At 71.3% G+C, this 24,007-nt stretch carries 23 protein-coding genes; 9 read left to right on the forward strand and 14 right to left on the reverse strand.

Going from position 1 to position 24,007, the window contains the following annotated elements:
- The first annotated feature begins 3 nt into the window (after window positions 1–3).
- From ACZ6Z4_RS07995 to ACZ6Z4_RS08010, 4 genes are read left to right on the forward strand one after another with little or no spacing between them, the layout of a single operon-like run.
- Complete coding sequence (locus tag ACZ6Z4_RS07995; protein WP_465559574.1) at window positions 4–330, forward strand: Rieske 2Fe-2S domain-containing protein; 327 nt, start codon at window positions 4–6, stop codon at window positions 328–330.
- Window positions 327–1,574, forward strand: coding sequence for an NAD(P)/FAD-dependent oxidoreductase (locus tag ACZ6Z4_RS08000; RefSeq protein WP_465559578.1), 1,248 nt, complete (start codon window positions 327–329; stop codon window positions 1,572–1,574). Before ACZ6Z4_RS07995 ends, ACZ6Z4_RS08000 begins: the two co-directional genes overlap by 4 nt.
- Window positions 1,571–2,293, forward strand: coding sequence for an iron-sulfur cluster assembly protein (locus ACZ6Z4_RS08005; protein WP_465559581.1), 723 nt, complete (start codon window positions 1,571–1,573; stop codon window positions 2,291–2,293). Before ACZ6Z4_RS08000 ends, ACZ6Z4_RS08005 begins: the two co-directional genes overlap by 4 nt.
- 13 nt (window positions 2,294–2,306) lie before the next feature.
- Window positions 2,307–3,743, forward strand: a complete 1,437-nt coding sequence (locus tag ACZ6Z4_RS08010) for an NAD-dependent succinate-semialdehyde dehydrogenase (protein WP_465559584.1) — start codon at window positions 2,307–2,309, stop codon at window positions 3,741–3,743.
- Here the strand turns inward: ACZ6Z4_RS08010 and ACZ6Z4_RS08015 are convergent.
- From ACZ6Z4_RS08015 to ACZ6Z4_RS08040, 6 genes are all read right to left on the reverse strand, one after another.
- Window positions 3,733–4,758 (reverse strand): alpha/beta hydrolase, encoded by a 1,026-nt coding sequence (locus ACZ6Z4_RS08015; RefSeq protein WP_465559587.1) that lies wholly within the window; start codon window positions 4,756–4,758, stop codon window positions 3,733–3,735. The two genes, ACZ6Z4_RS08010 and ACZ6Z4_RS08015, sit on opposite strands and share 11 nt — an antisense overlap.
- A gap of 57 nt (window positions 4,759–4,815) precedes the next feature.
- Window positions 4,816–5,709, reverse strand: coding sequence for a hypothetical protein (locus ACZ6Z4_RS08020; protein ID WP_465559590.1), 894 nt, complete (start codon window positions 5,707–5,709; stop codon window positions 4,816–4,818).
- Between the two features lie 145 nt (window positions 5,710–5,854).
- Complete coding sequence (locus ACZ6Z4_RS08025; protein WP_465559594.1) at window positions 5,855–7,435, reverse strand: DUF4139 domain-containing protein; 1,581 nt, start codon at window positions 7,433–7,435, stop codon at window positions 5,855–5,857.
- Window positions 7,436–7,583: 148 nt separating this feature from the next.
- Window positions 7,584–10,928 carry a S8 family serine peptidase gene (locus ACZ6Z4_RS08030; protein WP_465559597.1) on the reverse strand — a complete coding sequence of 1,115 codons (3,345 nt, stop codon included), beginning with the start codon at window positions 10,926–10,928 and terminating at the stop codon, window positions 7,584–7,586.
- A 241-nt stretch (window positions 10,929–11,169) separates the two neighbouring features.
- Window positions 11,170–11,757: a hypothetical protein gene (locus ACZ6Z4_RS08035; protein WP_465559600.1), complete on the reverse strand. Its 588-nt coding sequence runs from the start codon at window positions 11,755–11,757 to the stop codon at window positions 11,170–11,172.
- Window positions 11,758–11,812: 55 nt separating this feature from the next.
- Window positions 11,813–12,784, reverse strand: coding sequence for a YihY/virulence factor BrkB family protein (locus ACZ6Z4_RS08040; protein ID WP_363672899.1), 972 nt, complete (start codon window positions 12,782–12,784; stop codon window positions 11,813–11,815).
- A gap of 94 nt (window positions 12,785–12,878) precedes the next feature.
- Between ACZ6Z4_RS08040 and ACZ6Z4_RS08045 the strand changes: the two genes are divergently transcribed.
- Window positions 12,879–13,700: a M55 family metallopeptidase gene (locus tag ACZ6Z4_RS08045; RefSeq protein ID WP_465559605.1), complete on the forward strand. Its 822-nt coding sequence runs from the start codon at window positions 12,879–12,881 to the stop codon at window positions 13,698–13,700.
- A gap of 3 nt (window positions 13,701–13,703) precedes the next feature.
- Here the strand turns inward: ACZ6Z4_RS08045 and ACZ6Z4_RS08050 are convergent, their stop codons facing one another.
- Window positions 13,704–14,018 (reverse strand): hypothetical protein, encoded by a 315-nt coding sequence (locus tag ACZ6Z4_RS08050; RefSeq protein WP_465559608.1) that lies wholly within the window; start codon window positions 14,016–14,018, stop codon window positions 13,704–13,706.
- Between the two features lie 100 nt (window positions 14,019–14,118).
- Between ACZ6Z4_RS08050 and ACZ6Z4_RS08055 the strand changes: the two genes are divergently transcribed.
- The 3 genes from ACZ6Z4_RS08055 to ACZ6Z4_RS08065 are packed head-to-tail and all read left to right on the forward strand — an operon-like array spanning window position 14,119 to window position 16,259.
- Window positions 14,119–15,336, forward strand: a complete 1,218-nt coding sequence (locus ACZ6Z4_RS08055) for a GNAT family N-acetyltransferase (protein ID WP_465559611.1) — start codon at window positions 14,119–14,121, stop codon at window positions 15,334–15,336.
- 18 nt (window positions 15,337–15,354) lie between these two features.
- Entirely contained in the window at window positions 15,355–15,771 is a 417-nt protein-coding gene (locus ACZ6Z4_RS08060) for a hypothetical protein (RefSeq protein WP_465559614.1), read from the forward strand.
- Window positions 15,772–15,782: 11 nt separating this feature from the next.
- On the forward strand, window positions 15,783–16,259 hold the full coding sequence (locus ACZ6Z4_RS08065) for a ribonuclease H family protein (RefSeq protein ID WP_465559617.1): 477 nt from the start codon (window positions 15,783–15,785) through the stop codon (window positions 16,257–16,259).
- 2 nt (window positions 16,260–16,261) lie between these two features.
- On the opposite strand, the gene ACZ6Z4_RS08070 is transcribed toward ACZ6Z4_RS08065, so the two are convergent.
- From ACZ6Z4_RS08070 to ACZ6Z4_RS08085, 4 genes are read right to left on the reverse strand one after another with little or no spacing between them, the layout of a single operon-like run.
- Window positions 16,262–16,894, reverse strand: coding sequence for a response regulator transcription factor (locus tag ACZ6Z4_RS08070; RefSeq protein ID WP_363672886.1), 633 nt, complete (start codon window positions 16,892–16,894; stop codon window positions 16,262–16,264).
- Window positions 16,887–18,113: a sensor histidine kinase gene (locus ACZ6Z4_RS08075; RefSeq protein WP_465559622.1), complete on the reverse strand. Its 1,227-nt coding sequence runs from the start codon at window positions 18,111–18,113 to the stop codon at window positions 16,887–16,889. The genes ACZ6Z4_RS08070 and ACZ6Z4_RS08075 overlap by 8 nt, the downstream gene beginning before the upstream one ends.
- Window positions 18,114–18,125: 12 nt before the next feature.
- Complete coding sequence (locus tag ACZ6Z4_RS08080; protein WP_465559625.1) at window positions 18,126–18,857, reverse strand: ABC transporter permease; 732 nt, start codon at window positions 18,855–18,857, stop codon at window positions 18,126–18,128.
- Entirely contained in the window at window positions 18,854–19,759 is a 906-nt protein-coding gene (locus ACZ6Z4_RS08085; RefSeq protein WP_465559630.1) for an ABC transporter ATP-binding protein, read from the reverse strand. Before ACZ6Z4_RS08085 ends, ACZ6Z4_RS08080 begins: the two co-directional genes overlap by 4 nt.
- Window positions 19,760–19,862: 103 nt before the next feature.
- Here ACZ6Z4_RS08085 and ACZ6Z4_RS08090 point away from each other — a divergent pair, with 103 nt between their 5' ends.
- Entirely contained in the window at window positions 19,863–20,552 is a 690-nt protein-coding gene (locus ACZ6Z4_RS08090) for a hypothetical protein (protein WP_465559635.1), read from the forward strand.
- On the opposite strand, the gene groL is transcribed toward ACZ6Z4_RS08090, so the two are convergent.
- The 3 genes from groL to ACZ6Z4_RS08105 are packed head-to-tail and all read right to left on the reverse strand — an operon-like array spanning window position 20,549 to window position 23,998.
- Window positions 20,549–22,240, reverse strand: coding sequence for a chaperonin GroEL (gene groL, locus ACZ6Z4_RS08095; protein ID WP_465559638.1), 1,692 nt, complete (start codon window positions 22,238–22,240; stop codon window positions 20,549–20,551). The genes ACZ6Z4_RS08090 and groL overlap by 4 nt on opposite strands.
- A 52-nt stretch (window positions 22,241–22,292) precedes the next feature.
- Window positions 22,293–23,318 (reverse strand): NAD(P)-dependent alcohol dehydrogenase, encoded by a 1,026-nt coding sequence (locus ACZ6Z4_RS08100; RefSeq protein ID WP_465559641.1) that lies wholly within the window; start codon window positions 23,316–23,318, stop codon window positions 22,293–22,295.
- Complete coding sequence (locus ACZ6Z4_RS08105; protein ID WP_465559644.1) at window positions 23,315–23,998, reverse strand: iron-sulfur cluster assembly protein; 684 nt, start codon at window positions 23,996–23,998, stop codon at window positions 23,315–23,317. The genes ACZ6Z4_RS08100 and ACZ6Z4_RS08105 overlap by 4 nt, the downstream gene beginning before the upstream one ends.
- Window positions 23,999–24,007: the final 9 nt, after the last annotated feature.

Consider the following 24,007-nt stretch of genomic DNA (forward strand, 5'->3'; position numbering starts at 1 on the left):
GTGATGAGCGAGACGGAGACGCTGCAGTGGCACGAGGTGTCGCACCTCGACGACCTCTGGGAGGGCGAGATGACCGCCGTCGACGTGGCGGGCACCTCGGTGCTCCTGGTGAACGTCGACGGCGAGGTCTTCGCCTACCGCAACCGGTGCCCGCACCAGGCCTGGCCGCTCGACGACGGTGACCTCGACGGGCGCAAGCTGACCTGCGCGCAGCACCTGTGGGAGTTCGACGTCTGCGCGGCGAAGGGGATCAACCCGGCCACGAGCGTGCTGGTCTCGTACCGGTGCGAGGTGGACGCCGAAGGCGCCGTGAGGGTGTGTCTCGAATGACCAGGTACGTGCTGGTCGGCGCCGGCGTCGCCACTGCGGCCACCGTCACCGGGCTGCGGGAGCGCGGCTTCGACGGCGAGATCGTGCTCGTCGGCGACGAGCCGCACCTCCCGTACGAGCGGCCGCCGCTGTCGAAGGAGTACCTGTCCGGTACGTTCGGCCGCGCCGACTTCGAGGTCAATCCCGAGACCTGGTACGCCGACCACGACGTCACCCTGATCCGCGGCGTCCGGGCCGTCGACCTGGCGCCGGGGGAGCGCCGGGTCGAGCTGTCCGACGGCGGTCGGCTCACGTACGACGCGCTGGTGCTCGGAACCGGAGCGCGGGCGCGGACGCTGCCCGCGTTCACCGGCGACCGGGTGCACGTGCTGCGGACGATCGCCGACGCCGAACGCCTCGGGGAACGACTTGTCGCCGGGCGGCGGCTGGCGATTCTCGGCGCCGGGTTCGTCGGGTGCGAGGTCGCGGCGATCGCCGCCGCGCGCGGTGTCGAGGTGACGGTGCTGGAGCCGGCGCCGACCGTGCTCGGGCGGCTGCCCGCGCCGGAGGTCGGCCGGGCGCTGCGGGCGATCCACGCCGAGCACGGGGTGACCATGCGGACCGGCGTACTGGTGGCGGGGATGGCGGAGACCTCGTCCGGGCTCGTGCTGGAGGCTGCGGACGGGCTGCGGGTGGAGTGTGACGAGCTGCTGGTCGGGGTCGGCTCGGTGCCGAACACCGAGCTGGCCGTTGCCGCGGGCATCGAGGTCGACGGCGGGGTGGTGACCGACGAGTTCGGGCGGACCAGTGCGCCGGGTGTGTTCGCGATCGGTGACGTGGCCGCGCGCCGGCACCCGGCGTCCGGGCGGCGGATCCGGGTCGAGCACCACGACACGGCGTCGCGGCACGGGGCGCATCTCGCGGGGACGCTGCTGGGCGAGCCGGAGGCGTTCGCGGGGGAGCACTACTTCTGGTCGCACCAGTACGAGCACCGGGTGCAGTCGGTCGGCGCGCATGCGGTCGAGGGTGCCCGGGCGGTCGTGCGGGGGTCGGTGGAGGAGCGGGCGTTCTCGGTGTTCTTCGTGGCCGGCGGACAGGTTCGCGGGGTCGTGTCGCTCGACCGGCCGCGCGACGTCCTGCAGGCCCGCAAGGTGATCGGCGTACCGCACGAGGTGAGTGCGGAGCAGCTCGCCGACGAGTCGTTCGACCTGAAGAGCCTGCTGCCACGGCGAGCGGGCGCGAGGCGAGTGGAGGTGCGGGGATGACGACGATCGCGGCGATCAGCGACATCACGATCCGCGAGCAGCAGCTGCGGGTCGCCGAGCCCGAGGCGCAGGCCGCGCTGGAGCGGGTGCTCGGCGAGCCGGCGGTGGAGGCGCGGGCGAGGCTGCGGTTCGGGCCGGGGAGGACGTGCGAGCAGCTTGCGCGGGTGCTGGACAAGGCGCTGGTTCGGGCTGCGGAGCATCAGTTGGATCCGGAGGTGCTGGTGGTCGCCGCGGGCAGCGCCGTGGCGGCCGAAGACATCGTGCGGATTCGCCGGAAGGCGCACGGGCTGGCGGACTGGATCAGTTCGCCGACGAGCGATGTGGTGGTGGTACTTCGTCCCAAGGGTCTTGTGGCTCTTGAAACCCCTTCTGCTGTTGACGACAAGCAGGTCGTACCGGCGCGAAAGGCTCGTTCTGAATCTCCCGCCGAGCTTGCCGTGCGGGAGGCGCTCTACGACGTCGTTGACCCCGACCTCGGCGTCAACATCGTCGACCTCGGCTTCGTGCGCGACGTGCGGATCTCGCCCGGCGTCGTCACGCTCCGGCTGACGCTCACCTCGGCAGCCTGCCCGCTGACCGCGGTGATGGAGCGCAACATCCACGCCGTCCTGGACCGGCCAACCGTCGTCGAGTGGGAGTGGCTGCCCGCGTGGCGCCCACAGGACATCAGCCCCGACGGCCGCGAACAGTTGCACGCCATCGGCTTCACCGCCTTCTGAAAGGGCCGCACCCGTGACCGACGTCGCCGAGACCATCGACGCGCTCGACCCCACCAACGCACTCCTCGTCGACGGCCGCTGGGAGCCCGGCAAGGGCACCCCGTTCGCGGTCGACGACCCCGCGACCGCGCGCGCCATCGCGTTCGTCGGCGACGGTACGCCGGTGGACGCGGTCCGTGCCGTCGACGCCGCGAGCGCCGCTCAGCCGCGCTGGGCGGCGTACGCCCCGCGGGCGCGCAGCGAGATCCTGTACCGCGCTCGGGAGTTGTTGCTCCAGGCAACCGATCGGCTGACCGCGCTGATCGTGGCCGAGAACGGCAAGTCGGTCGCCGACGCCCGTGCCGAGGTCGCCTACGCGGCCGAGTTCTTCCGCTGGTACGCCGAGGAGGCCGTTCGCCCGCACGGCGACTACGGCTCGTCACCCGCCGGTGGGACCCGCACGATCGTCACCCACCGCCCGGTCGGCGTCGCCGCTTTGGTGACGCCGTGGAACTTCCCCGCAGCGATGGCCGCTCGCAAGCTCGCGCCGGCTCTCGCCGCTGGGTGCGCCGTCGTGCTCAAGCCGGCGGCCGAGACGCCGCTGACCGCGCTCGCGATCGCTCGCCTGCTGGGGGAGGCGGGGCTGCCGGACGGCGTACTGAACGTGGTCCCGACGACTGACGCGCCGGGGGTGGTCTCGGCGTGGCTCGAGGACCCGCGGGTCCGGAAGATCTCGTTCACCGGCTCGACCGCCGTCGGCCGCACGCTGCTCCGCCAGGCTGCCGATCGGGTGGTCAACGCGTCGATGGAGCTCGGTGGGAACGCACCGTTCATCGTCACCGCGAACGCCGACGTCGAGGCTGCTGTCGAGGGTGCGCTGGTGGCGAAGTTCCGCAACGGTGGTCAGGCGTGTACTGCTGCCAACACGCTGTACGTGCACGCCGACGTTGCCGAGGAGTTCGTCGACGGTCTGGTGCGCGAAGTGGAGGAGCTGAGCGTCAGCCCACTGATCTCTGCTCGAGCCGTTCGCAATCTCCACCGCCTGGTGACCGACGCAGTCGCGCAGGGGGCCACGGCTGTCCAAGCGACTTCTGGAGAGTTGGCGGGCTACTTCTATCCGCCCACCGTGCTCACCGACGTGCCCGCCGACGCCGCCATCGTGCGCGAGGAGATCTTCGGCCCGCTCGCGCCCGTCGTCACCTGGACCGATCTCGACGACCTCGTCAGCACCGTCAACGCGACCGACTACGGCTTGGCCGGTTACGTGTACGACCGCGACCTCCAACACGCCCTTCAGCTCGCCGAGCGGCTGGAGATCGGCATGGTGGCGATCAACCGCGGGCTGCTCTCCGATCCTTCCGCGCCTTTCGGCGGGCTGAAGCACAGCGGGCTCGGGCGCGAGGGTGCCCGCGCGGGCCTCGACGAGTACACCGAACCGCAGTACTTCAGCGTCGCCTGGCCTACGCCGTGAGCTGCTCGCACAACCAGCGAACCGCCAGCGGGTAGCGGTACTCGATGCCGGCGTGGGTGCCTTCGAACAGCTCGAAGTGGACCGCTGGGCCGCCGATCGCGCGGACTGCGCGGTCGAAGGCGGTGGCGCCGAGGTCGAGGTGGTACTCGTCCTGTTTGCCGGCGTCGATCCACACCGCGCGCAGCGATCGCAGTGCGTCGGCGTACTGGGGCTGGTTGAGCATCAGGACCGGGTCGAGGGCGAGCCAGCGGTCCCAGATCTCGGGGACGATCTCGCCGAGGTCGTCGAAGGGGAGGAGGACCGTGCCGTCGGGTTCGGCCGAGTACGCCGAGGCGTAGGCGTAGAGCTCCAGCGGGCCGAGGTCCTGGAAGGTCGTCTGCCCGGCGCGCTTCTCGATGTCGGCGAAGAACTTGTCGTACGAACCGTCGTACTTGTCGCGCAGCTGCTTGGCGCGGACCGGGAACTCGGGGCGGTAGCAGAGGTCGAACGCGGCGTCGCCGGCGTGGGTCGCGAGCGCGCCGAAGACGTCGGGGCGCAGCAGCGGTGTCACCATCGCGGCGTAGCCGCCGCTGGACTTGCCGGTGATCGCGCGGTGGTCGCGGTCGGGGACGGTCCGGTACGTCGCGTCGACCCAGGGGACGATCTCGTCGCACAGGTAGGAGTTGTACTGGCCGGTCCCGGGCGAGTCCAGGTACTGCGAGCCGCCGTACTTCGTCCAGGCGTCGACGAAGACGACGATCGCCGGCGGTACGTCGCCCGTGGCGAACATCGCGTCGAGCAGCTCGGGGAACGGCTGGCGAAACGGCGTGCGGTTGAACCACATGCCGAGGTGCCCGGTGAAACCCATCGCGACGTAGATGCTCGGGTAGCGCTGGTCGGACTCGTCGTAGCCCGGCGGCAGGTAGACGAGCACCGGGCGCACGTGTGGGTCACCCAGCGGGTTCCCTTGCAGCAGCTCGCTCTCGAACTGGGTCTCCTCGAACCGGCCGGCCAACTCGGCACGCCAGGGCAACATGCGGGCTCCTCTGCGATCGGGTGCTTCCCTCGCATGCTTTCACGCGCCTGCGACAGTTCAGGTCTTCAGCTTGGTCAGCAGCTCGCCGAACTTGTTGGCGTGCAGGTCCTTCCCGGCCGCCAGCCAGGCGACCCCGAACGCGAGAAAGGCGACGACCTCGCCGACGTACGTCTTGCCGAGCCGGAGGTCGGCGAGCGTGAGGGCGACGCCGAACTTGGCCCAGACACCGGCGAGCAGGATCAGGACGCCCATCGCCAGGTAGAGGCGGACCCGCTTCTTCGGCGCGGGGCCGCCGTTGGGGACGCCTGACCAGAGGTACTGCCAGAGCGGGACCCCGAGCTCGCGCAGCCGCTCGCGAACCCGCGCAACGTCCGGCGTCGCTGGATCGCACAGCGTCCGCGCCGCAGGCCCGTACCCGAACTCGCGCAGCGCGAACACGAAGCACAGCGCCGCCAGCAGCAGCACGAACACCGTCGCCGCGATCCCGTGCACGAGCCGCGCGGTGTCCTCGTGCAGAAACTCCTGGACGCCGCTGCAGCTCGGTGGACCGGTGTAGACGACGCAGCTGTCCGCGCCGACCTGGAAGCCCGGGGTCTTGAGCGACCGCGCGGTCGGCACCACGGCGACGACGAACAGCGCGCACCCGGCGAGCGTCGAAAGCCAGTAGTCGTAGGTGTTCCGCTTCGCCCGCAGGTAGCTGACCAGGAACGCGGCGGTGACGAACAGCCCGCCGACGAAGACGTCCCGCGCCGACGAGTGGTAGTACGCGCTCATCGAGCCACGGATCACCCGCAGGTCGTCGATCAGCAGCCAGTCGATCGCCACCAGCACCCACGGCAACCAGAACCCGAGCAACCCGATCCGGCGCCGCATCGCGAGGTACGACCGCACGAACGGATCGTCCGCCGGCGCGGACTCACGGTCGAAGGTCCTGAGCTCCAAACCGAACACGGCTCACCTGCCCCCGCGGCCGTTCCAGAGCGGCCGCCCCACCTCCGAAAGTACGCCGGAGCAAGGGAAACCGCGAGACCTCAGCCCCGCCGCCGCGCAGCCTGGGCCCCGCCGCTGCGCAGCCCGAGACCGCTCGCTCAGGTCCTCACTCGCGCCACCCCGTCAGATCCACCGACTTACCGGTCTCCACACGGAACCCGAGCTTCACCAAGGTCTCCGCACCGGCCCCCAGCTCGAGCTTCCAAGTCACAACACCAAGCTCTGTCGTCTCGTCCGGCTCGGGCTCCGCCCTCACAGGCTTGACCGTGATCTCGTGGTCCCGCGCGACCGGCAGCTGATCGAGCACCGTCACCCGAGCGGCCCGCGGCGTGTGGTTCTCGATCGTCGTCTCGTACTCGACCTCGCGCCGCCGCGTCGAGCCCAGCGTCGCCTTCGTCGCGGTCCGGCGCACGAGCTTCCGCTCGACCCGGATCCGGTCGTCCAACCCCAGTGCCAGCTCGACGTCCTCGCCCGGCGACCACAACGGCAGCGCGGTCGACCCGACGAAGTCCGCCTCATGGAAGACGGCAGCCTTCCCCGCCGGCAGCGTGTGCTCCGACGAGTTCACCACCGTCGCCCGCAGGTGCACATCCGTCGAGCGCACCGGCGCAGTGATGTAGTCGAGCTCGGTCTCCAGTTCCAGCGACGCGATCGTCGCCCGGTGCGAAGCACCGTCGGCCGGTACGGCGACCGCCCGCGGCGGCGTGTACGTCGCTGCGGTCACCCCCTGCTCCACCACCGCAGCGGACTCCCGGAACTCGACCATGTCCATGTCCTCCGCCGACCCGTAACCGAGCGACTTGCCCCGCATCATCTGCGCCCCACCCGCCGGCGCGGAAACGGCGACCGGCGCTGCAGCGACCGGCACCGGCGGGTGGAACCGATCCAGGTACCAAGGATCGAGCTCCGGCACCTTCGCGGTCACCGTCGGCCGCGCGGTCGACAGCGTCAGCTCGCACTCCGGCCAGTCCTCACCCGTGTGCTGCGTGATCAGCCCGTACCAGCTCAGCGTCAGCCGGTCCCCGACCAGGCGGACGTCGTACGAGCTGGTCCACCCGGCGCGCGGTACGACGTACGACAGCTCGATCTCCACCTCGGCCTCGGACTCCGCCGTCAGCCCGACCGCAGCTACCCGCCGATCAGGCGCGCGCTGCTCGGCGACCGCAGCCAACCGGCGCCCGACGGCGGCAAGCCGCTCCTCGGCCTCCGACCGTTGGCGAGACAGCTCCCGTCGCTGCCCGCGGACAGCCGACAACCGCCCGGCCAGCGAGTCCGTGAACTCGCCCAGATCCGCCGACGCCTCACCACCCGCGAGCGTCCGCGCGAAGGTCCCACCGGCCCGCCGGGCCAACTGGGCCAGGAAAAGATCGAGCTGCGCCTGCACCTCGTCGGCGTCGGCCAGCTCGTCGACCTCGGCCTGCGCCGCGCGGCGCTGCCGCTCCAGCTCGGCGACCGTCTCGTCGGGCGCCTGTGGATGGTGCCGCATCGCGACGTCCACGCCGAGCACGGTCGCCGGCCCGCGGCCGGCGACGCGGACGGAGTCGTCCTGCAACGCCAGCGGCAGGCCGTCGACGTGCACGGTCCGGTCGCCCGAAGGCACGGTGATCCGCCCGCGGCGGGTCACCCGCGCGCGGTCGGGGTACACGACGACGGCCACGATCGGGGCGTCCACCACAAGTTCGCTCATGCCCAAGACAGTAGCCGCACAAGGGCTTTCCGCGTCGAGGTTCGTCCACAGGCAACGCGATCGGGCCGGACCCGAAGGAAGAGGCGAGAGCCGCCGCGAACGCCGAACGGGCCGGACCCCGAAGGAATCCGGCCCGTCCGACGAGCACCTAGTTGACAGTGATCTTGTCGACCTCGATCGTGAGGCCCTTGACGAGCGGCGTCGAGGTCCCGGTCGTCACGGTCCCGGTCCCCTTCTGCACGCCCTTGATGTTCATCGTGTAGCTCATCGACCCACCGGGCGCCCCCGGCGTCGAGACGACCCGCAGGTCCTGGGTCGGCGGACCGGCGATCTGGCTGCCGGCCGTCCCCTCGAAGTTCTCCGCACCGACCGTCAGCCCGTACGACGGACCAGGATCACCCGGCAGGTTCCCCGGGTCGTAGGTGTAGGAGATGTCCTCGGAGCCGTTCAGCCCGATCCACTGCTGGAACACCTTCTGGCTGCTGGTCCCGAACAGGTTGACCCGCCACTCGACGACGAGCCACTCGCTCACCCCGTCGGTCAGGGTGCCGGCGAAGATGCCCGGCGCCCCGGTCCCGTCGAGGTCGGTCCAGTACGTCGCCAGCACGCTGTTCGGCCGCGCCGGGTCGGGCAGCGTCTGCGGCGTGAACTGCACGTCGTCCGACCCGGTGGTGCCACCGGCGACCGAGTAGCCGTTGGAGGTGACGCCGAGGCTGGTGAAGGTCCGTCCCGCGAACTGGAAGGCCGGGACGTTGAAGTTGATCGACTGCTCGTCACCGATCGGTACCGGAGCGATCCCGAACGCGTCGAGCGGGATGTAGCCGGCCGGCGAAACGCCCGGTGCGATCACCGGCGCGTCCGGCTGGCGTCCGGCCAGCGTCGCGGTCTTGGTGGCGATCTGGGTGCCGATCTTGGTCGCGCCGGTGACGCTGTTCAGCCGCAGCTGCGAGCTGAGCGTGCTCGCCGCCGTCACCGACGTGGTCTGCAGGCTGTTGTTCTGCACGGTCACCGTGCAGGTGGACTGGCCGGTGTTGCGCGCGATGGTCGACGGCGTACAGGTCTGGTCGACCGGTACGACGCCTTCCTGGCGGAAGAACGCGACCGGCAGGTGCAGGGCCCGGCTGCCGCCGACCTGCTTGAGGTTGACCTGCCCGAAGTACTGGCCGTCCGGTACGTCGGGCGCGGTGATCGCGATGGTCAGCTTCTGCGTCTTGCCCGGCTTCACCTGGAACACCGGCGGCAGCACGGTGATGTTCGCGCCGCTGACCGTGGTCCCGGTGGCGGTGAAGGTGAGCGTCTGGTTGGTGACGTTCTTGACCGTCCGCTCGGCGGTGATCAGGCCCGGCATCGTGGGTGCGTTGATCGACGGCAGGTTCAGGTCGATCCGGTTCAGCGCGTCGGTCGCCGAGGCCGCGTAGTTGGCGGCGGTCTCGTCGAGGGTCAGACCGGGGTCGCCGGCCTTGGTCAGGTCGATCCGGCCGCTACCGGTGTCGAACGGGTCGGCCTGGGTGACCCGGTCCGGCTTCTTGACCGCGGTCTTGGCCGTCGTACCGAGTGCGGACTTGACCTGCCCGGCCGTCCAGGTCGGGTGCAGCGCGAAGACCAGCGCGGCCGCGCCGGCCACGTGCGGCGACGACATCGAGGTGCCGGCGATCACCTGGTACAGGTTCCCCGGCGGCCCCTCGGCCGGGGACTCCGGCGTCGGCGTCTGGCCGGCCAGGATGTGCAGGCCGGGTGCGGTGACGTCGGGCTTGAGGAAGTCACCGCCGGGACCGCGCGACGAGAACGACGTGATCACGTCGCCCTGCCAGGTGGTCTTGGCGCCCTGGGTGAACGACGCCGTGGTCGTCCCCGGGTGCGCGGCCAGGAACGCGAGCAGCGCGTCGGCGTCCGGCTTCTCCAGCTGGACGGCGGGCAGCCAGTGGTTGTCGGTGAACACGTCGGACGGGCCGGTGGTGTTGTACATCAGCATGCCGGCCGCGCCGCCCTGCAGGACGTTGAAGCCCTTCATCACGCGTCCCGGCGTGAACTCGCAGGCGACGATCTTGTTGGTGAAGATCCCCGGCGGTGCGGGCGTCGTACAGGCCGCGTTGCTGTACGGCGGTGCCGAGGCGAGCACGACCTGCCGCGGCGTGGCCACCCCGCCGGTGATCGACGCGCCGGAGATCGTGGCGGTCGCGCCACCACCGGCCAGCGTCACCGTCGAGCGGAAGGTCCGGGCCTGCGTCGACGCCGCGACCGTGGTCACCCACGGGCTGCGGTGGTCGGTCGTCCCGGCCCCCGGGCCGGAGTTGCCGGCCGAGGTGGCGACGAACACGCCGGCGGCGTACGCGTCCAGGAAGGCGAGCTCGACCGGGTCGCTGTACGGGTCGCTGCCGCCGGAGATCGAGAAGTTGATCACCTTGACGCCGTCCAGGATCGCCCGGCCGACCGCTGCCGCCGAGTCGCTCGGGAAGCAGCCGGTGGCGCCGCAGACCTTGTAGACCGACACGGCCGCGGCCGGGGCGATCCCGGCGATCGGGCCGCGGTTGATGCCCAGCGGGTTGGCGTTCGCGACCGGTCCGCCGGCCGACGTGGTCGCGGTGTGCGTGCCGTGGCCGTTGGAGTCGCGCGCGGAGTCGGGGTAGATGTCGCCACCGACGACCGCGTTGTAGGTGTCGAGGAACGGCTGTCCGCCGATCAGCTTGCGGTTGCAGGCGAACACGTCGGCGGCCGGGGTCAGCGGGTTGTCGCCGAAGTCGCAGACCCGCGCCGTGCCGTCGACGGTCGCGGGCGGTGCCGGCAGCGTGCCGGGGTCGGCGAACGACGGGTGCTCGGGCCAGGCGCCGCTGTCCAGGATGCCGACGATGACACCCTTGCCGGAGCCGGCCGCACCGCCGAGCTGGTTGTAGATGGTCGGAGCGCCGATGAAGGCGGCACTGGAGTCGGTGAGCAGCTTCTGCGGGTTGTCCTGCTGGACCGCGGCGACGCCGGGCAGCTTCAGCAGGTCGCGCGCCTTGTTCGCCTCGACGCTGAGCGCGACACCGCCGTACACGGTGCGGAGCTTCTGGCCGGCGCGGGCGCTCGGGACCTTGTCGCGGAGCGCGGAGAGGAAGGTGTCCTCGACCGCGGTCACGTGCTGGAGGTACTTGGCGGCGTTGGCGCTCTTCGGCTCCAGCTTCTTGCCGGTGACCGACGGGCTGGTGCCCGGCAGCCCTTTGACGCCGCCGCGGTACGCCGCCAGCGAGTCGTAGTCGAGCTTGACGACGACACGGACCTGCTGGGCGGACGTGCTGTTGATCAGAGCCGGGTCGCTCTTGGCCAGCTGACCGCTCGGCGACTTGGCGCCGCTGATCGTGCTGGCGACCGTCAACGGTGTGGCGGTCCAGTTCGTCGGTGGAGTGGGGGACGGGTCGGCCGCTGTCGCGGGCAGCGTGGTGGCGACCAGCAGACCGGCGGACAGGCCGGCGACGGCAGCACGTCGAGTGGAACGGGTCCGGGTTCTGGACCTCATGTGGGCCTCCTGTGAAGGCAGTCGACGCCGTCACCGAAGGAAGGCGGACAGGCCACACCGGGCGACGCCGTACGGCGCCACCGCCCCCAAGTCCCTGACCGAACCCCCCCGGGTTCCGGCGTACCGGCAGACACCCCCGCGGCACCCGCCTGGCCCGAGGCTAGACCCAAACCCCGCCGCGGGCCAGAGCTCCGCACTGGGTCAAGCGCATGACCCAACCCATTGCCATCAGCAACGTGTTTCAGTCACACGTGTCACAGACACCGCTGGCCGGCATCTGCAGGTTGCAGCGCGAGCAGGCGTTCACCGGGCGCTCGGCGATCGCGGCCTTGCGGGCCCGCGCCTTGGCCGCGGCGAGCTTGGCCGGGATCATCGCGGTGCCGCCGTCCTCGGGCAGGCCCACGGCCTCGAAGTGCCGGTACGCCGCCAGCCGCTCCTGCGCGGCGTAGGCGTCCGGGTCGGCCGGGGTGGTCCCGGTCGCGGCGCCGACGATCGCGGCGTACCCGTCGAAGACGCTCTCGTCGGCGTTCACGCAGAACGCCGACAGCATCGGCTCACCCTGCCGCAGGCTCTCGCCGGAGACCTCGGCCAGCACGCCACCCATCCACTGCCGGGTCGGCTGCTTGGTCCGGATCCCGGTCCGCTCCTGGACCCCGGCGGCGATGTCCTTGTACTGCACCAGAGCCTGGTACTTCCGCGCTGCCACCAGCAGCATCTCGCGGGCCGCGCCCGCCCACTCGATCCGGGCGGCGGCGATCCCGACGTCCGAGACCTCCCGCCAGTCCCGCTCCTCGACATCCGTCATCTCGGCCACACCAGAAATCGACACGCGGAGGACCTTAACCGCCCGACCGGCGTGCCGCGAAACCAGGTCGCGACGGTGTTCAGGGACCGGTCGGTTCGTGCGGCCCGAAGCTCACCTCGATGGTCTCGGCGGCCTTGTGGCGCTGCGCCTGCGCGTACATCGCGTAGGCCCGGTGGTCGGCCGCGGTCAGGTTCGCGGCCGAGTCGTTGAACAGCGCGAGCAGCGAGCGCGGGTAGAGCTTGTAGGCGATCACCGAGTTCAGCTCGGCGCCGATCACGGCGATCACCGAGGCGGCGTAGATGAGCCCGATCAGGCCGAGCGTCAGCGCGAAGACGCCGTTCACCTCGCTGGCCTTGGCGAGCACGTGCTCGACGTAGATCCCGCCCAGCCGCTCGAGCAGGTGCCAGCCCAGCGCGGTGAAGAACGCGCCCGGCACGATCTTGCGGAAGGCCGGCCGCGGCCTGATCCCCGGTCGCAGGCAGAGCGTCAGCATCGCGGTCAGCACCAGCACCGAGCCGACCGAGACCAGCCAGCCCATGTTGCTGGCCTGGCTGCCGGCCAGCACGGTCAGCGTCGCGAAGCTCAGCACGGTGAGCCCGGCCAGCGAGAGCAGCGCGCCCGACCGGAGCCGGCCGTGGAACGGGTTCGGCCGGCCGTTGCGGGGGACGCCCCACGTCACGTTCACGGCGTTCTGGACGGCCTGGCCGAGGCCGATCACGCCGTACACGGCGGCCAGGGAACCGACGATGACGGCCGGCGTACTGCCCTGGAGGCCCTGCGGGGTGGCCAGCTGGGTCCCGACGATCGGGAACTCCTTGAGTGCCGACTCCAGGACGGCGCGCTGCAGGTCCTCGTTGCCCTGGAGCACGAAGCCGAGGACCGAGGACGAGATCAGCAGCATCGGGAAGATCGCCGCGAACGCGTAGTAGGTGACGATCACGGCCAGGTAGCTGCCCTGGTCGTCGAAGAACTTGTAGACCACGGCGAGCGGGAACCCCAGCCGTTTCCGCCGCCGCTGCACGGCGTCGATCCACTGCCCGAAGGTACTCACGCCCCCACCGTACGGTCCGGACCCCTCGATCCCGTGCACGCGGCCGGGCCGTGGTTGGCTGGGCTGCCACCAGGATCACCGAGAGGAGCCGGCCGTGAAGGTGTTCTTGTCCACGGACATGGAGGGGACGACCGGGGTCGTCGACTGGGGCCAGGTCCGCGGGCCGGCCACGGAGTACGAGTACTACCGCGGGCTGCTGCAGGCGGAGGTGAACGCCGCGATCGACGGCGCGCTCGCCGCCGGCGCGACCGGCTTCCTGGTCAACGACTCGCACTCGTCGATGCAGAATCTCCGCCCGGACGCGCTGCACGGTCAGGCCAGCTACTTGTCCGGCCGGCACAAGCCGCTCTACATGATGCAGGGCCTCGACGACTCGTTCGACGCGGTCATGTTCGTCTCGTACCACGGCTCCGCGGGCGCGACGTCGTCCGTGCTGCACCACACCTACAACCCGAAGGCGATCGCCGAGGTCCGGCTGAACGGCGTGGTCACGGGCGAGGCGGGGATCAACGCGCTGGTCGCGCGTGCTCACGGCGTACCGGTGGTGCTGATCTCGGGGGACCAGGTGACGATCGACGAGGCGCTGCCGTTCTGCCCGGGGGTCGAGGGCGTCGTCGTGAAGGAGTCGGTCTCGCACAACGCCGCGCTGACCGTGCACCCCGATCTTGCACGGGCGCGGATCCGGGACGCGGCGACGCGCGCGTTGGAGCGTTTGAGTGACTTCCGGCCGCCCGAGATCGCCCCGGCCGAGCTGACCGTTCGCTACCACAACCACGCGTTCGCGGAGCTGGCCTGCGCACTGCGCGACGTCGAGCAGGTCGACGACCAGGTGGTTGCCATTCGCAACGATGATCCGCTGCGGCTGTACCGGACGTTCATCGCCGCCGTGCTGCTCAGCCGCGGGGTCAGCGACTGAGGCTCACCAGGACCAGCCGCGGGCGGCCAGCTCCTGCTCCTCCGACCAGCGCTTGTCCTCACCGTCCAGCCCGTCCACGTCCGGTACGCCGGCCAGCTTGCACGCCTCGTCCAGCAGCGCGTCGTACGCCGCCTCGATCGCCATCAGCCGGTGCGCCCGCGCGTAGATCCGGGGCGCGTTCTCGACCCGCCGGATCTCGGTCGCCAGGTACCCGAGCCGGGTCTGGAGGCGGAGCGTGTCGAAGGGGTCCGCGACCGTGACGGGCTGCCGGCGGAACCGCCCCGCCAGCTGACCCAGCGACGTCCGCAGCCTCTCCATCGCGCACTCTCCCTGCTTCGAGACTACGACGCACCCGGCGCGGAGGCGAGAGCCCGGGAATTCCCGTGCAGGCGGGTGTCCGGGCGTGTGACGATGCCGTATGGCGAACTCCGAGTACGTACTGCGGGCGGCGACGGCGGACGAGCACGACCAGTTCCTGGGACTGTTCGCCGCGGCGATGATGTTCGAGGCGACCCCGACCGACCTGGACCGGGAGCTGTTCGAGCCGGAGCGGGCGCTGGTCGCGGTCGACGGCGACCAGCTGGTCGGGACGGCGAAGGCGATGAGCCGTGACCTGTCGGTCCCCGGAGCGGTGGTTCCGGCGGCGCACGTGACGGCGGTCGGGGTGCGGGCGACGCACCGGCGGCGGGGGATCCTCGCCGGGATGATGAGCCGGCAGCTGCGTGAGGCACCGGAGGCGCTGGCGGTGCTCTGGGCCAGCGAGGCGGGCATCTACGGGCGGTTCGGGTACGCCGCGGCGGCGTTCGGCGTGTCGTACGAGGTCGACTTGCGGTCGGTCAAGCCGCGCCCGCTGCCCAGCGACTCCGGCCGCATCGAGGAGGTGTCCGCCGAGGACGCACCGGCGCTGCTGGCACCGCTGCTGCAAGCGCTGCAGGCCACCCGTCCGGGGGTGTCCGGCCGGTCCGAGCAGGTCTGGCGCCAGCACCTGCAGGACGACCCGGCGCACCGTGGCGGCAGCACCGCGCGGCAGATCCTCGTGCACCGCGACGAGTCCGGCGCCGTCGACGGGTACGTGCTGTGGCGCGGCAAGATGAACTGGGGACCCACCGGACCGGCGTACGAGGTGTCGGTGCAGGAGCTGGCCGCGCTCGACCCCACGGCGTACCACGCGCTCTGGCTGCACCTGCTGACGCTCGACCTGGCCGCCAAGCTGGAGTACGGCCACGCCGCGGTCGACGAGCCGTTGCTGCAGCTGGTCAGCAACCCGGTCGCACTGGGCCGGCGGCTGTCGGAGACGCTGTGGATCCGGATCACCGACGTACCCCGTGCGCTCGCCCAGCGCCGGTACGCCGTCGCCACCGACGTGGTGATCGAGGTGACCGACGACCTGATGGAGGCGAACAACGGCCGCTTCCGCCTGACCGGCGACGCCGAGAAGGCGACCTGCGAACGCACCGACGCCGCCGCCGACCTGGCGCTGTCGATCAACGAGCTGTCGGCGGCGTACCTGGGCGGGCGTGGCCTCGCCGAGTTCGCCACGACCGGGCGCGTCACCGAGAACACTCCGGGCGCGCTGGCCGCCGCGACGGCCGCGTTCGGCTGGCCGCTCGGTCCGGTGAGTCTGGAGATCTTCTGAGCCCTATCGTTGGGCAGCATGAGCTACCAGCAGCCGCCCTACCAGCCGCAGCCGCCGATGGGGATGCTGCACCTGACCCTGCAGGGCAGCGCCATGACCGGCACCTTCACCCCGCCGACCGTGCGCCTGAACGGCTACCCGGTGCGGGTGAAGTACGGCCGCAACGACATCCCCGTGTACGCCGGGCCGCTGCGCGTCGACATCCACTCGCAGTGGATGCGGGAGTTCGGCCGGGCCGCGCTCGAGTTCACCGTGCTGCCGGGGCAGGGCGTACCGGTGTTCTACGCGTCGCCGTACCACCAGTTCGCGTCCGAGGGCAGCATCGGACACAGCCAGGTGAAGCGGAAGGGCCTCGGTGTGCTGCTCGCCCTGGTCGGGCTGATCGTCACCGCGAGTGTGGTGTCGATCCTGCTCGCGGTGCTGAGCTCCTTGTAGGTTTCGGTCCCATGGCGACAACCCGCGTACGCCGGCCGCGCCCGGCCGACATGACCGTCCCCGCCGGCGCCCGGAGCGTCTTCACCGACGGCGCCTGCTCGGTCAACCCCGGTCCGGGCGGCTGGGCCTGGGCGCTGTCCAAGACCGAGTTCGCCGCCGGCCACGAGGCCGCCTCGACGAACCAGCGGATGGAGATCCGGGCCGCCCTCGAAGCGGTCCGGGCGAACGAGGGCCCGCTGCTGGTCGTGTCCGACTCGACGTACGTGGTGAACTGCTTCCGCGACCGGTGGCACGCGGGCTGGCTGCAGCGCGGCTGGCTGACCTCGGCGCTGAAGCCGGTCGCCAACCGCGACCTGTGGGAGCCGCTCGTCGAGCTGTTCACCGAGCGCGGCGACATCGCGTTCCAGTGGGTCAAGGGCCACTCCGGCCACGAGATGAACGACTTCGTCGACGAGCTCGCCGTCGCCGCCTGCTTCCCGGACCGCTGAGGTCAGTCCCGGCCGAGGATGCCCTGTTCGTAGCCCTTGGCAACGGCCGCGGCCCGGTCGGTGACGCCGAGCTTGGTGAACAGGTGGCTCAGATGCGTCTTCACCGTCGCCTCGCTGATGAACAGCTCGCGGGCGATCTCCCGGTTCGAGGTGCCCTTGGCAACCAGTGCGAGCACCTCGCGCTCGCGCGCGGCGAGCGGGCTGGCGGCCGGCGTACGGACTGCTGAGACCAGGCGCGACGCGACGGCAGGGGACAGGACCGTCCGCCCGGCCGCAGCCTCCCGTACGCCGGTGAACAGGTCGGTCGCCGGCGCGTCCTTGAGCAGGTAGCCCGTCGCACCGGCCTCGATCGCGGGCAGCGTGTCGGTGTCGGAGTCCCAGGTGGTGAGGACCAGGATCTTCGCCCGGGCACCGCGCCGGGTCAGCTCGGTGATCGCGTCCAGCCCGCTGCCGCCGGGCATCCGCAGGTCCATCAGGATCACGTCCGGGTCGAGCTCGGTCGCCAGCGCGACCGCCTCGACGCCGTCGGACGCCTCGGCCAGCACGGTGAAACCGGGGACCGACTCGAACAGGCCGCGGAGGCCGTTGCGGACGACGGGGTGGTCGTCGACGAGGAGGAGCGAGATGTCAGCCATGGGGCACCAACGGTACGCGGGCCGACAGCGCCGTACCGGCTCCTGGCTCGGACTCGACGGTGAGCGAACCGGCGATCCGCTCGGCCCGCGCCCGCATCCCGTCCAGGCCGAACCCGCCGGTGCTGCTGCGGGCCGGGCGGGCCAGCGGGTCGAAGCCCTTGCCGTCGTCGCGGATGTCCACGGTCACCTCGTCGTCGATGAAGCTCAGGGTCACGCCGACGCGCTCGGCGGCGGCGTGCTTGGCGACGTTCGCCAGCGCCTCCTGGGTGATCCGGAGCAGCGTCGCCGAGACCTCCTGGTGCAGCGGCTGCGCCGTACCGGCGAGCGTGAAGTCCGCCCGTACGGCGGTGCGCTCGGCCCACTGGTCGACGGTCTTGCGCATCGCCTCCGGCAGGTCGTCGGAGGACAGCTCCAGTGGGGCCAGGTTCTGCACCGAGCGCCGGGCCTCGCTGAGGCTGTGCCGGGCCAGGTCGGTCGCACGGGTGACGCGCTCCCGGACGGCCGGGTCGTCGGTGATGTTCGCGACCACCTGCAGCTGGGCGACGATACCGGTCAGACCCTGCGCGATCGTGTCGTGGATCTCCGCTGCCAGCCGGCGGCGCTCGTCGGCGACGCCGGCCTCCCGGGCCTGGACCAGGAGCTGCGCCTGCAGCGCGGCGTTCTCGGCCTGGGCCTTCTCGAGCTCGACGATCGTCGCGGCCCGGGCCCGGGACCGCTCGTCCTCCTGCTCGGAGAAGTGGATCACGGTGGTCAGCAGCACGTTGTTGGCGACCAGGAGACCGCCGAACACCACCCACCGCATCGTGTCGCCGACCGGGATCCCGCTGGTCTGGGCGGCGGCGACCGGGATCGAGCAGCCGAACAGCGCGATCCGCCGCCAGCGCCGGTCGGCGATCTGCTCGTTGGTGTCGAAGTAGCCGGCGACGGCGTAGAAGGCGAAGAAGCCGTTCAGCAGCGTGAGCGCGAACCCGATCGCCAGCCGGACGGCGTAGTACGTCGCCGACAGCCAGTGCGGCCCGGGCCGGACCCGCTCGGTCCGCGTCCACCAGATCTCGAGCGCCAGCGCGGCGACCACCAGGACCGCGGCGGCGACCTGCAGGTCGTTGCTCGGCGTGATCAGCCCAGCGGTCGCGACCGCCAGGAAGGTGCCGACCACCAGCAGCCCGTACGGCAGCCACTTGCGGAACATCTCCTGCCGGCGCTCGATCTCGGTGTCCACCTGCTCAGTCTCCTACTCCCACCGGAACCAGCGCGCCGCCACGGCGGTCAGCACGACCGCCCAGGCCGCGAGGACCCCGAGGTGCGACCAGTCCGGCCAGTGCCCGGTCGACGCCTGGTCGAGCGCACTCGCCGCCGCGCCGAACGGCGTCAGCCGCACGATGTGCGCCATCAGGTCCGGCATCGACCGCACCGGGATCCAGAGGCCGGCGCAGAACAGGCTGGGGAAGAACACCACGGACCCGATCGCGCTCGCGATCTTCGCCGTACGGGCCAACGCCGAAACCAGCGCGCCGAGCGCTAGGGCGGCGGCCGCCGTGAGGAGGAGTGCGAGCACGTATCCGAAAGCCTGCTGCGGCAGCGGTACGTCGAACGCGACTCTCCCGATCGCCAGGCACAACAGGGCCGACACCACGGCCGCGGCGCCGTTGAGCCCCATCTGTGCGGCCAGCAACGCCGCCGGGCGTACAGGCGTCGCCGACATCCGGCGCAGGATCCCGCGCTCGCGGTACCCGGTCAGCACCGGCGGCATCGTCTGCAACCCCGCCACGACCAGCGCCACCAGCACCAGGATCGGCACGTAGACGTCGATCAGCCGGAACCCGCCGCTGCCGTCGCGGAACGACGGGATCGAGCCCAGGATCACCAGCAGCAGCGGTGGGAACCCGATCACCCAGAACAGCACCCCCGGCTCGCGCCGGAACAACCGCGCCTCGGCCTTGAAGACCGCCGTCGTCGCACTCATTTCGCTGCTCCTGTCAGGTCGAGGAAGGCATCGTCGAGGGTCGCGTCGGTGACCCGGAGCTGCCGGGCGGTGATCCGCCGGCGGGCCAGCAGCGACAGCAGCGCCGTCACGGTGTCGTCGTCGCCCTTGAGGGTGATCCGGCCGTCCTTCTCCTCGACCGTCACCACCGCGGGCAACGCCGCCAGCTCCGGGGTCGCGAGCGGCTCGGACGGCGTGAACGAGATGACGGTCGCGCCGGTCGCCCGGCTGATCAGGCCGCGCGGGGTGTCCAGCGCGGTGATCCTGCCCTTGTCGATCACGGCCACGCGGTCGCACAGGCGCTGCGCTTCCTCCATGAAGTGCGTGACCAGCAGGACGGTCACCCCTTGCCGGCGGACGTCCTCGACGATCTCCCAGGTGTCGCGCCGGGCCCGGGGATCGAGTCCGGTGGTCAGCTCGTCGAGCACCACCACCCGCGGGTTCCCGACCAGCGCCAGCGCGATGAAGAGCCGCTGCTTCTGCCCGCCGCTCAGCGTCCCGAACCGCTTGTCCAGGTGCTCGACCAGCCCGAGCCGCTCGGCGAGCTTGCCCCAGTCAGCCGGCCGCGGGTAGAACGCGGCGTACAGCTCCAGCGCCTCCCGGACCGTGAGCTTGGCCTGCAACTCGCTCTCCTGGAGCTGCGCCCCGAGCACCTGCCGTACGCCGGCCCGATCCGCGACCGGATCCAGCCCGGCCACCCGCACCTGGCCACCGTCCGGGACGCGCAACCCCTCCACACACTCCACCGTCGTCGTCTTCCCGGCGCCGTTCGGCCCGAGGATCCCGAAGATCTCGCCTTCCTCGACCCCGAACGACAGACCGCCGACGACCTCGCGGCCGCCGTACGACTTCCGCAGCTGTTTCACCTCGACCACTGTTGTCATACCCCGAGCTTCGGCCAGAGCACCTCTGCCTCACATCGCCCATCGAGCTCGCGATCCGTCAGCCGATCGGTTGATCTCCTCCTCGTGCGACAGTGTCCCGACGATGACGATCTTCACCTTCCACCTCGCCGAGCTCCGCCCGGCAACCACGGCGCGCGCCCTGTGGAAGCCGCCGTCGGCCCCCGGCCTCCGGTACGCCGAGTGCCTGGCGCTGATGCGGCTCGGCGCGCCGACGATCTCCCCGGCGCGCATGCAGCTCCGCCGGATGGCGATGTTCGCCCGCTGGGAGGACGAGGCCGCGCTGGAGGCGTTCCTCGCCGACGATCCTCTTGGCCGGCAGCTCGCGGCGGCCTGGCACGTCCGCCTGCAGTACCTCCGCCGCTGGTCCCGCCTGGCAGCCCTCCCCGACCTCCCGGCCCGAGCCGGCGAATGGGATCAGACCGAGCCGGTCGTCGCCGTCACCCTCGCCCGCATGCGCCTCCCCGAGGTCCCCAGATTCCTCAAGTGGGGCAAGCCCGTAGAACGCCTGGTCCGCGACGACCCGGCGACCACCCTCGCACTGGCCGCGATGCGCCCACCCCGAACGATCTCCACGTTCTCCGTCTGGCGTTCGGTCCAGGAGATGGAAGCCATGGTCCACGGGCACAGCGAGGTCCCCGACCCGGCGCGGCACGCCGTCGCGATGAAGGAACGCCGCCGCCGCGACTTCCACCACGAGTTCGCAACACTCCGATTCCGGCCGCTGTCGGAGCACGGCTCCTGGCAGGGCCGGACCGGAATCGTTCCCCGCTAACCCACCGACGGCCCCAGGCCCAGCGACTGCGGCGTACTGGAGTCCGGCGACGGCTGATGCAGTCCCTCGTCCAGCGGGCCGAACTCCGTCATCAGCGCCGCGCTACCGCCCCACGGTGTCTGTTCCTCGGCGATCATCGCGTTGGTCGTGAGCAGCAACCCGGCCACCGACGCGCCGTTCTGCAGCGCCGAGCGGGCCACGCGCAGCGGATCGACGATGCCCATCTCGAGCATGTTGCCGTAGCGCCCGTCGAGCGCGTCGAAGCCGTCGTCGGGGCCGAGCTGGTCGATCTGGGCCAGGATCTCGTCGCCGTTGTAGCCGGCGTTCGTCGCGATCAGGTACGCCGGTTCGCGCAGCGCCCGGCGGACGATCTCGACGCCGGTCTTGTAGTCGTCCTTCACCTCCAGGTCGTCCAGCGCCGACGCCGCGTGCAGGATCGCCACGCCGCCGCCGGCCACGATGCCCTCGGCCATCGCCGCGCGGGTCGCCGAGAGCGCGTCCTCGACCCGGTGCTGCAGCTCCTTCAGCTCGGCGGGTGTCGGCGCGCCGACCGAGATCACCGCGACCTTGCCGGACAGCGCCCCGATCCGCTCGGTCAGCACGTCCTCGTCGACCCCGAAGGTCGCCCGCTCCAGCTCGGCCCGCAGCTGCGCGAGCCGGAACTCGACGTCCTTCTCGTGCCCCGGCGAAGCGACGATCGCCGTCCGGTCGGCGGTGACCCGGACCTGGTCGGCCCGGCCGAGCTTGTCGACGCCCATCGTCTCCAGCGTGAAGCCCGAGTGCCGGCTCAGGACGGCGCCACCGGTGATCGCCGCGATGTCCTCCAGCTTGTGCAGCCGCCGGTCACCGAAGCCCGGCGCCCGCACGCCGACGCACTGGAAGTGCCCGTTGACGTGGTTGTGCACGAGCATGCTGAGCGCCGTACCTTCGAGGTTCTCCGCGATGATGACGAGCGGCTTCGGGTCGCGCATCACCTTCTCCAGCAGCGGCATCAGCTCCTGCACCTTGCTGATCTTCTCGCTGCACAGCAGCAGGTACGGGTCGTCGATCACGGCCTGCAGACTGCCCGGGTCCGTCACCATGTACGGCGACAGGTACCCGTTGTCGAACTCGAACCCCTCGACGAAGTCGACCCGGATCCCGTGCACCGCCGACTCCTCGACGGTGACGATGCCGCCGTCGCCGACCGAGTGCAGCGCCTTGGCGATCACCGCGCCGACCGCGTCGTCGTCGTTGGCCGAGATCGCCGCGACGCGGCCGAGGTCCTGCTCGGTGGCGACCGGGTGCGCGACCTGCCGCAGCCGCTCGACCAGCCGGGCCACCGCGATGTCGATACCGCGCTTGACCAGCACCGGGTTGCCGCCGGAGCCGATCGCGGCCATCCCCTCGCGGACGATCGCGTGCGCCAGCACGGTCGCGGTGGTGGTGCCGTCGCCGACGATGTCGTTGGTCTTGATCGCGGCTTCCTTGACCAGCTGGGCGCCCATGTTCTCGAACTGGTCCTTGAGGTGGATCTCGCGGGCGATCGTGACGCCGTCGTTGGTGACCACCGGGGAGCCGGTGATCTTCTCCAGCACGACGTTGCGTCCCTTCGGCCCGAGCGTGGAGCTGACCGCCTCCGAGAGCTGGTCCACCCCCGCCAGCATCAGCTCGCGCGCCTGGGCACCGAACCGCAGTTCCTTGGCCATCGTTTGCTCCTCAGTACGTGCCCGGTCCGGGCGAACGGTCTGCCGGAGTGCGCTACGGGACGAGGATCGCCCGCCCCCGCACCCGGCCGGCATCGAGATCCGCGACCGCCTCGGCGGCCGCCTCCAACGGGTAGGTCCTGGTGTGCAGGGTGACCTTGCCGGCCTGGGCGAGGGCCATCAGCTCGGCCAGGTCGTTGTAGGTGCCGACGATGTTGCCGATCACGTTGCGCTCGGTCGAGATGATGTCCAGCGTCGGCACCCGCAGCTCGCCGCCGTACCCGATCACGAAGTACGAGCCGCCGGCCGCGGTCATCGCGAAGCCGTCCTGCTCGGCGCCCTGCTCGGCGACGAAGTCCAGGACGACGTGCGCCCCGGCGCCGCCGGTCAGCTCCTTGACCGCCTCCACCTGATTGCCATCGGCAACGACAGTCTTGTCGGCGCCGAGCTGCTCGGCGAGCTTCAGCGCGTCCGGGTTGCGGTCGACCACGACGATCCTGGTCGCAGTCAGCGCGGCCAGGCACTGGATGCCGATGTGCCCGAGGCCGCCGGCCCCGATCAGCACGCACGTCGTACCGGGGACGAGCCGGGGGATCGCCTTGCGCACCGCGTGGTACGCCGTGATGCCGGCGTCGGCGAGCGCCGCGACGTCCTTCGGCTGGGTCTCCGGATCGAGCTTGACGCAGGCCCGCGCGGAGGTGAGCAGGTACTCGGCCATCCCGCCGTCGCTGTCCAGCCCGGGGAAGGTGCTCAGCACGCAGTGCATGTCGTTGCCGGCCCGGCACGCCTGGCACAGGCCGCAGGTCGGCGTCGGGTGCAGGATGACGGTGTCGCCCACCTTGACGTTGGTCACCGCGCTGCCGATCTCGTGCACCCAGCCGGCGTTCTCGTGCCCGATCGTGTACGGGAGCGTGGGATTCATCGCGTCGGCCCACTGGCCCTCGATGATGTGCAGGTCGGTCCGGCAGACGCCGGCACCGCCGATCTTGACGATCACGTCCAGCGGGCCGCTGATCTTCGGCTCCGGGACGTCCTCGACCACTGGTTGCTGGTGGTAGCCGTGCAGCCGGACAGCTCTCATCCTGGTCCCTCCTCACCCGCTCCGGCCCCGGCGTACCGGTGCTGGAGCATTCCCCTGCAGATCCCGGTGTTGGCCTCGATCCCGGTCCGGGTGAGCCGGGCCAGGCCCAGGTGCCTCGGTACGCCGGCCGCGGCCACCGGCGTACCGGTGCCGGGGTCGACGAGCAGTGCCGCGCCGTCGTCGCTGGCCAGCCCGAGCTCGGCGCGGCGGCGGCGCAACCTGTCCAGGTCGGCGGACGGCGGGACATCGCCGAGCGTCAACCGGGACAGGTCCGCCGGATCGGTGCCTGCGGCAACCAGCGGCCGGCAGACCTGGTCGGTGCCGGCCAGCATCGCCTTGGTCACGAAGACCCGGCGCAGCTCGTCCAGCTCCGCCGCCGCCTCGCCGTCGAACGCCGCCACGAACCCGGCCCGCGCGGCGACGCCGGCGTTGATCTGGTCGGCGGCGAAGTGGTCCTCGAGCGCCACGTCGACGGTCCGGACCTCGGGCAGCGCGGCCAGTACGTCGTACGCGTCGGCGACCATCAGGAAGGCGAAGTTCGGCGCGCAGAAGTACGTCGGCAGCCGGAGCCGGACGACCACGTCACCGGCCGCGGACACGTGGCAGGACGCGACGAACCCGAGCGTGGTGACCGGCTCGTCCAGCTCGGGGTCGCGGACCAGGTCCAGGGCGCTCAGCACCCTGGACCT

It is taken from the genome of Kribbella sp. NPDC104740 (assembly GCF_055583505.1).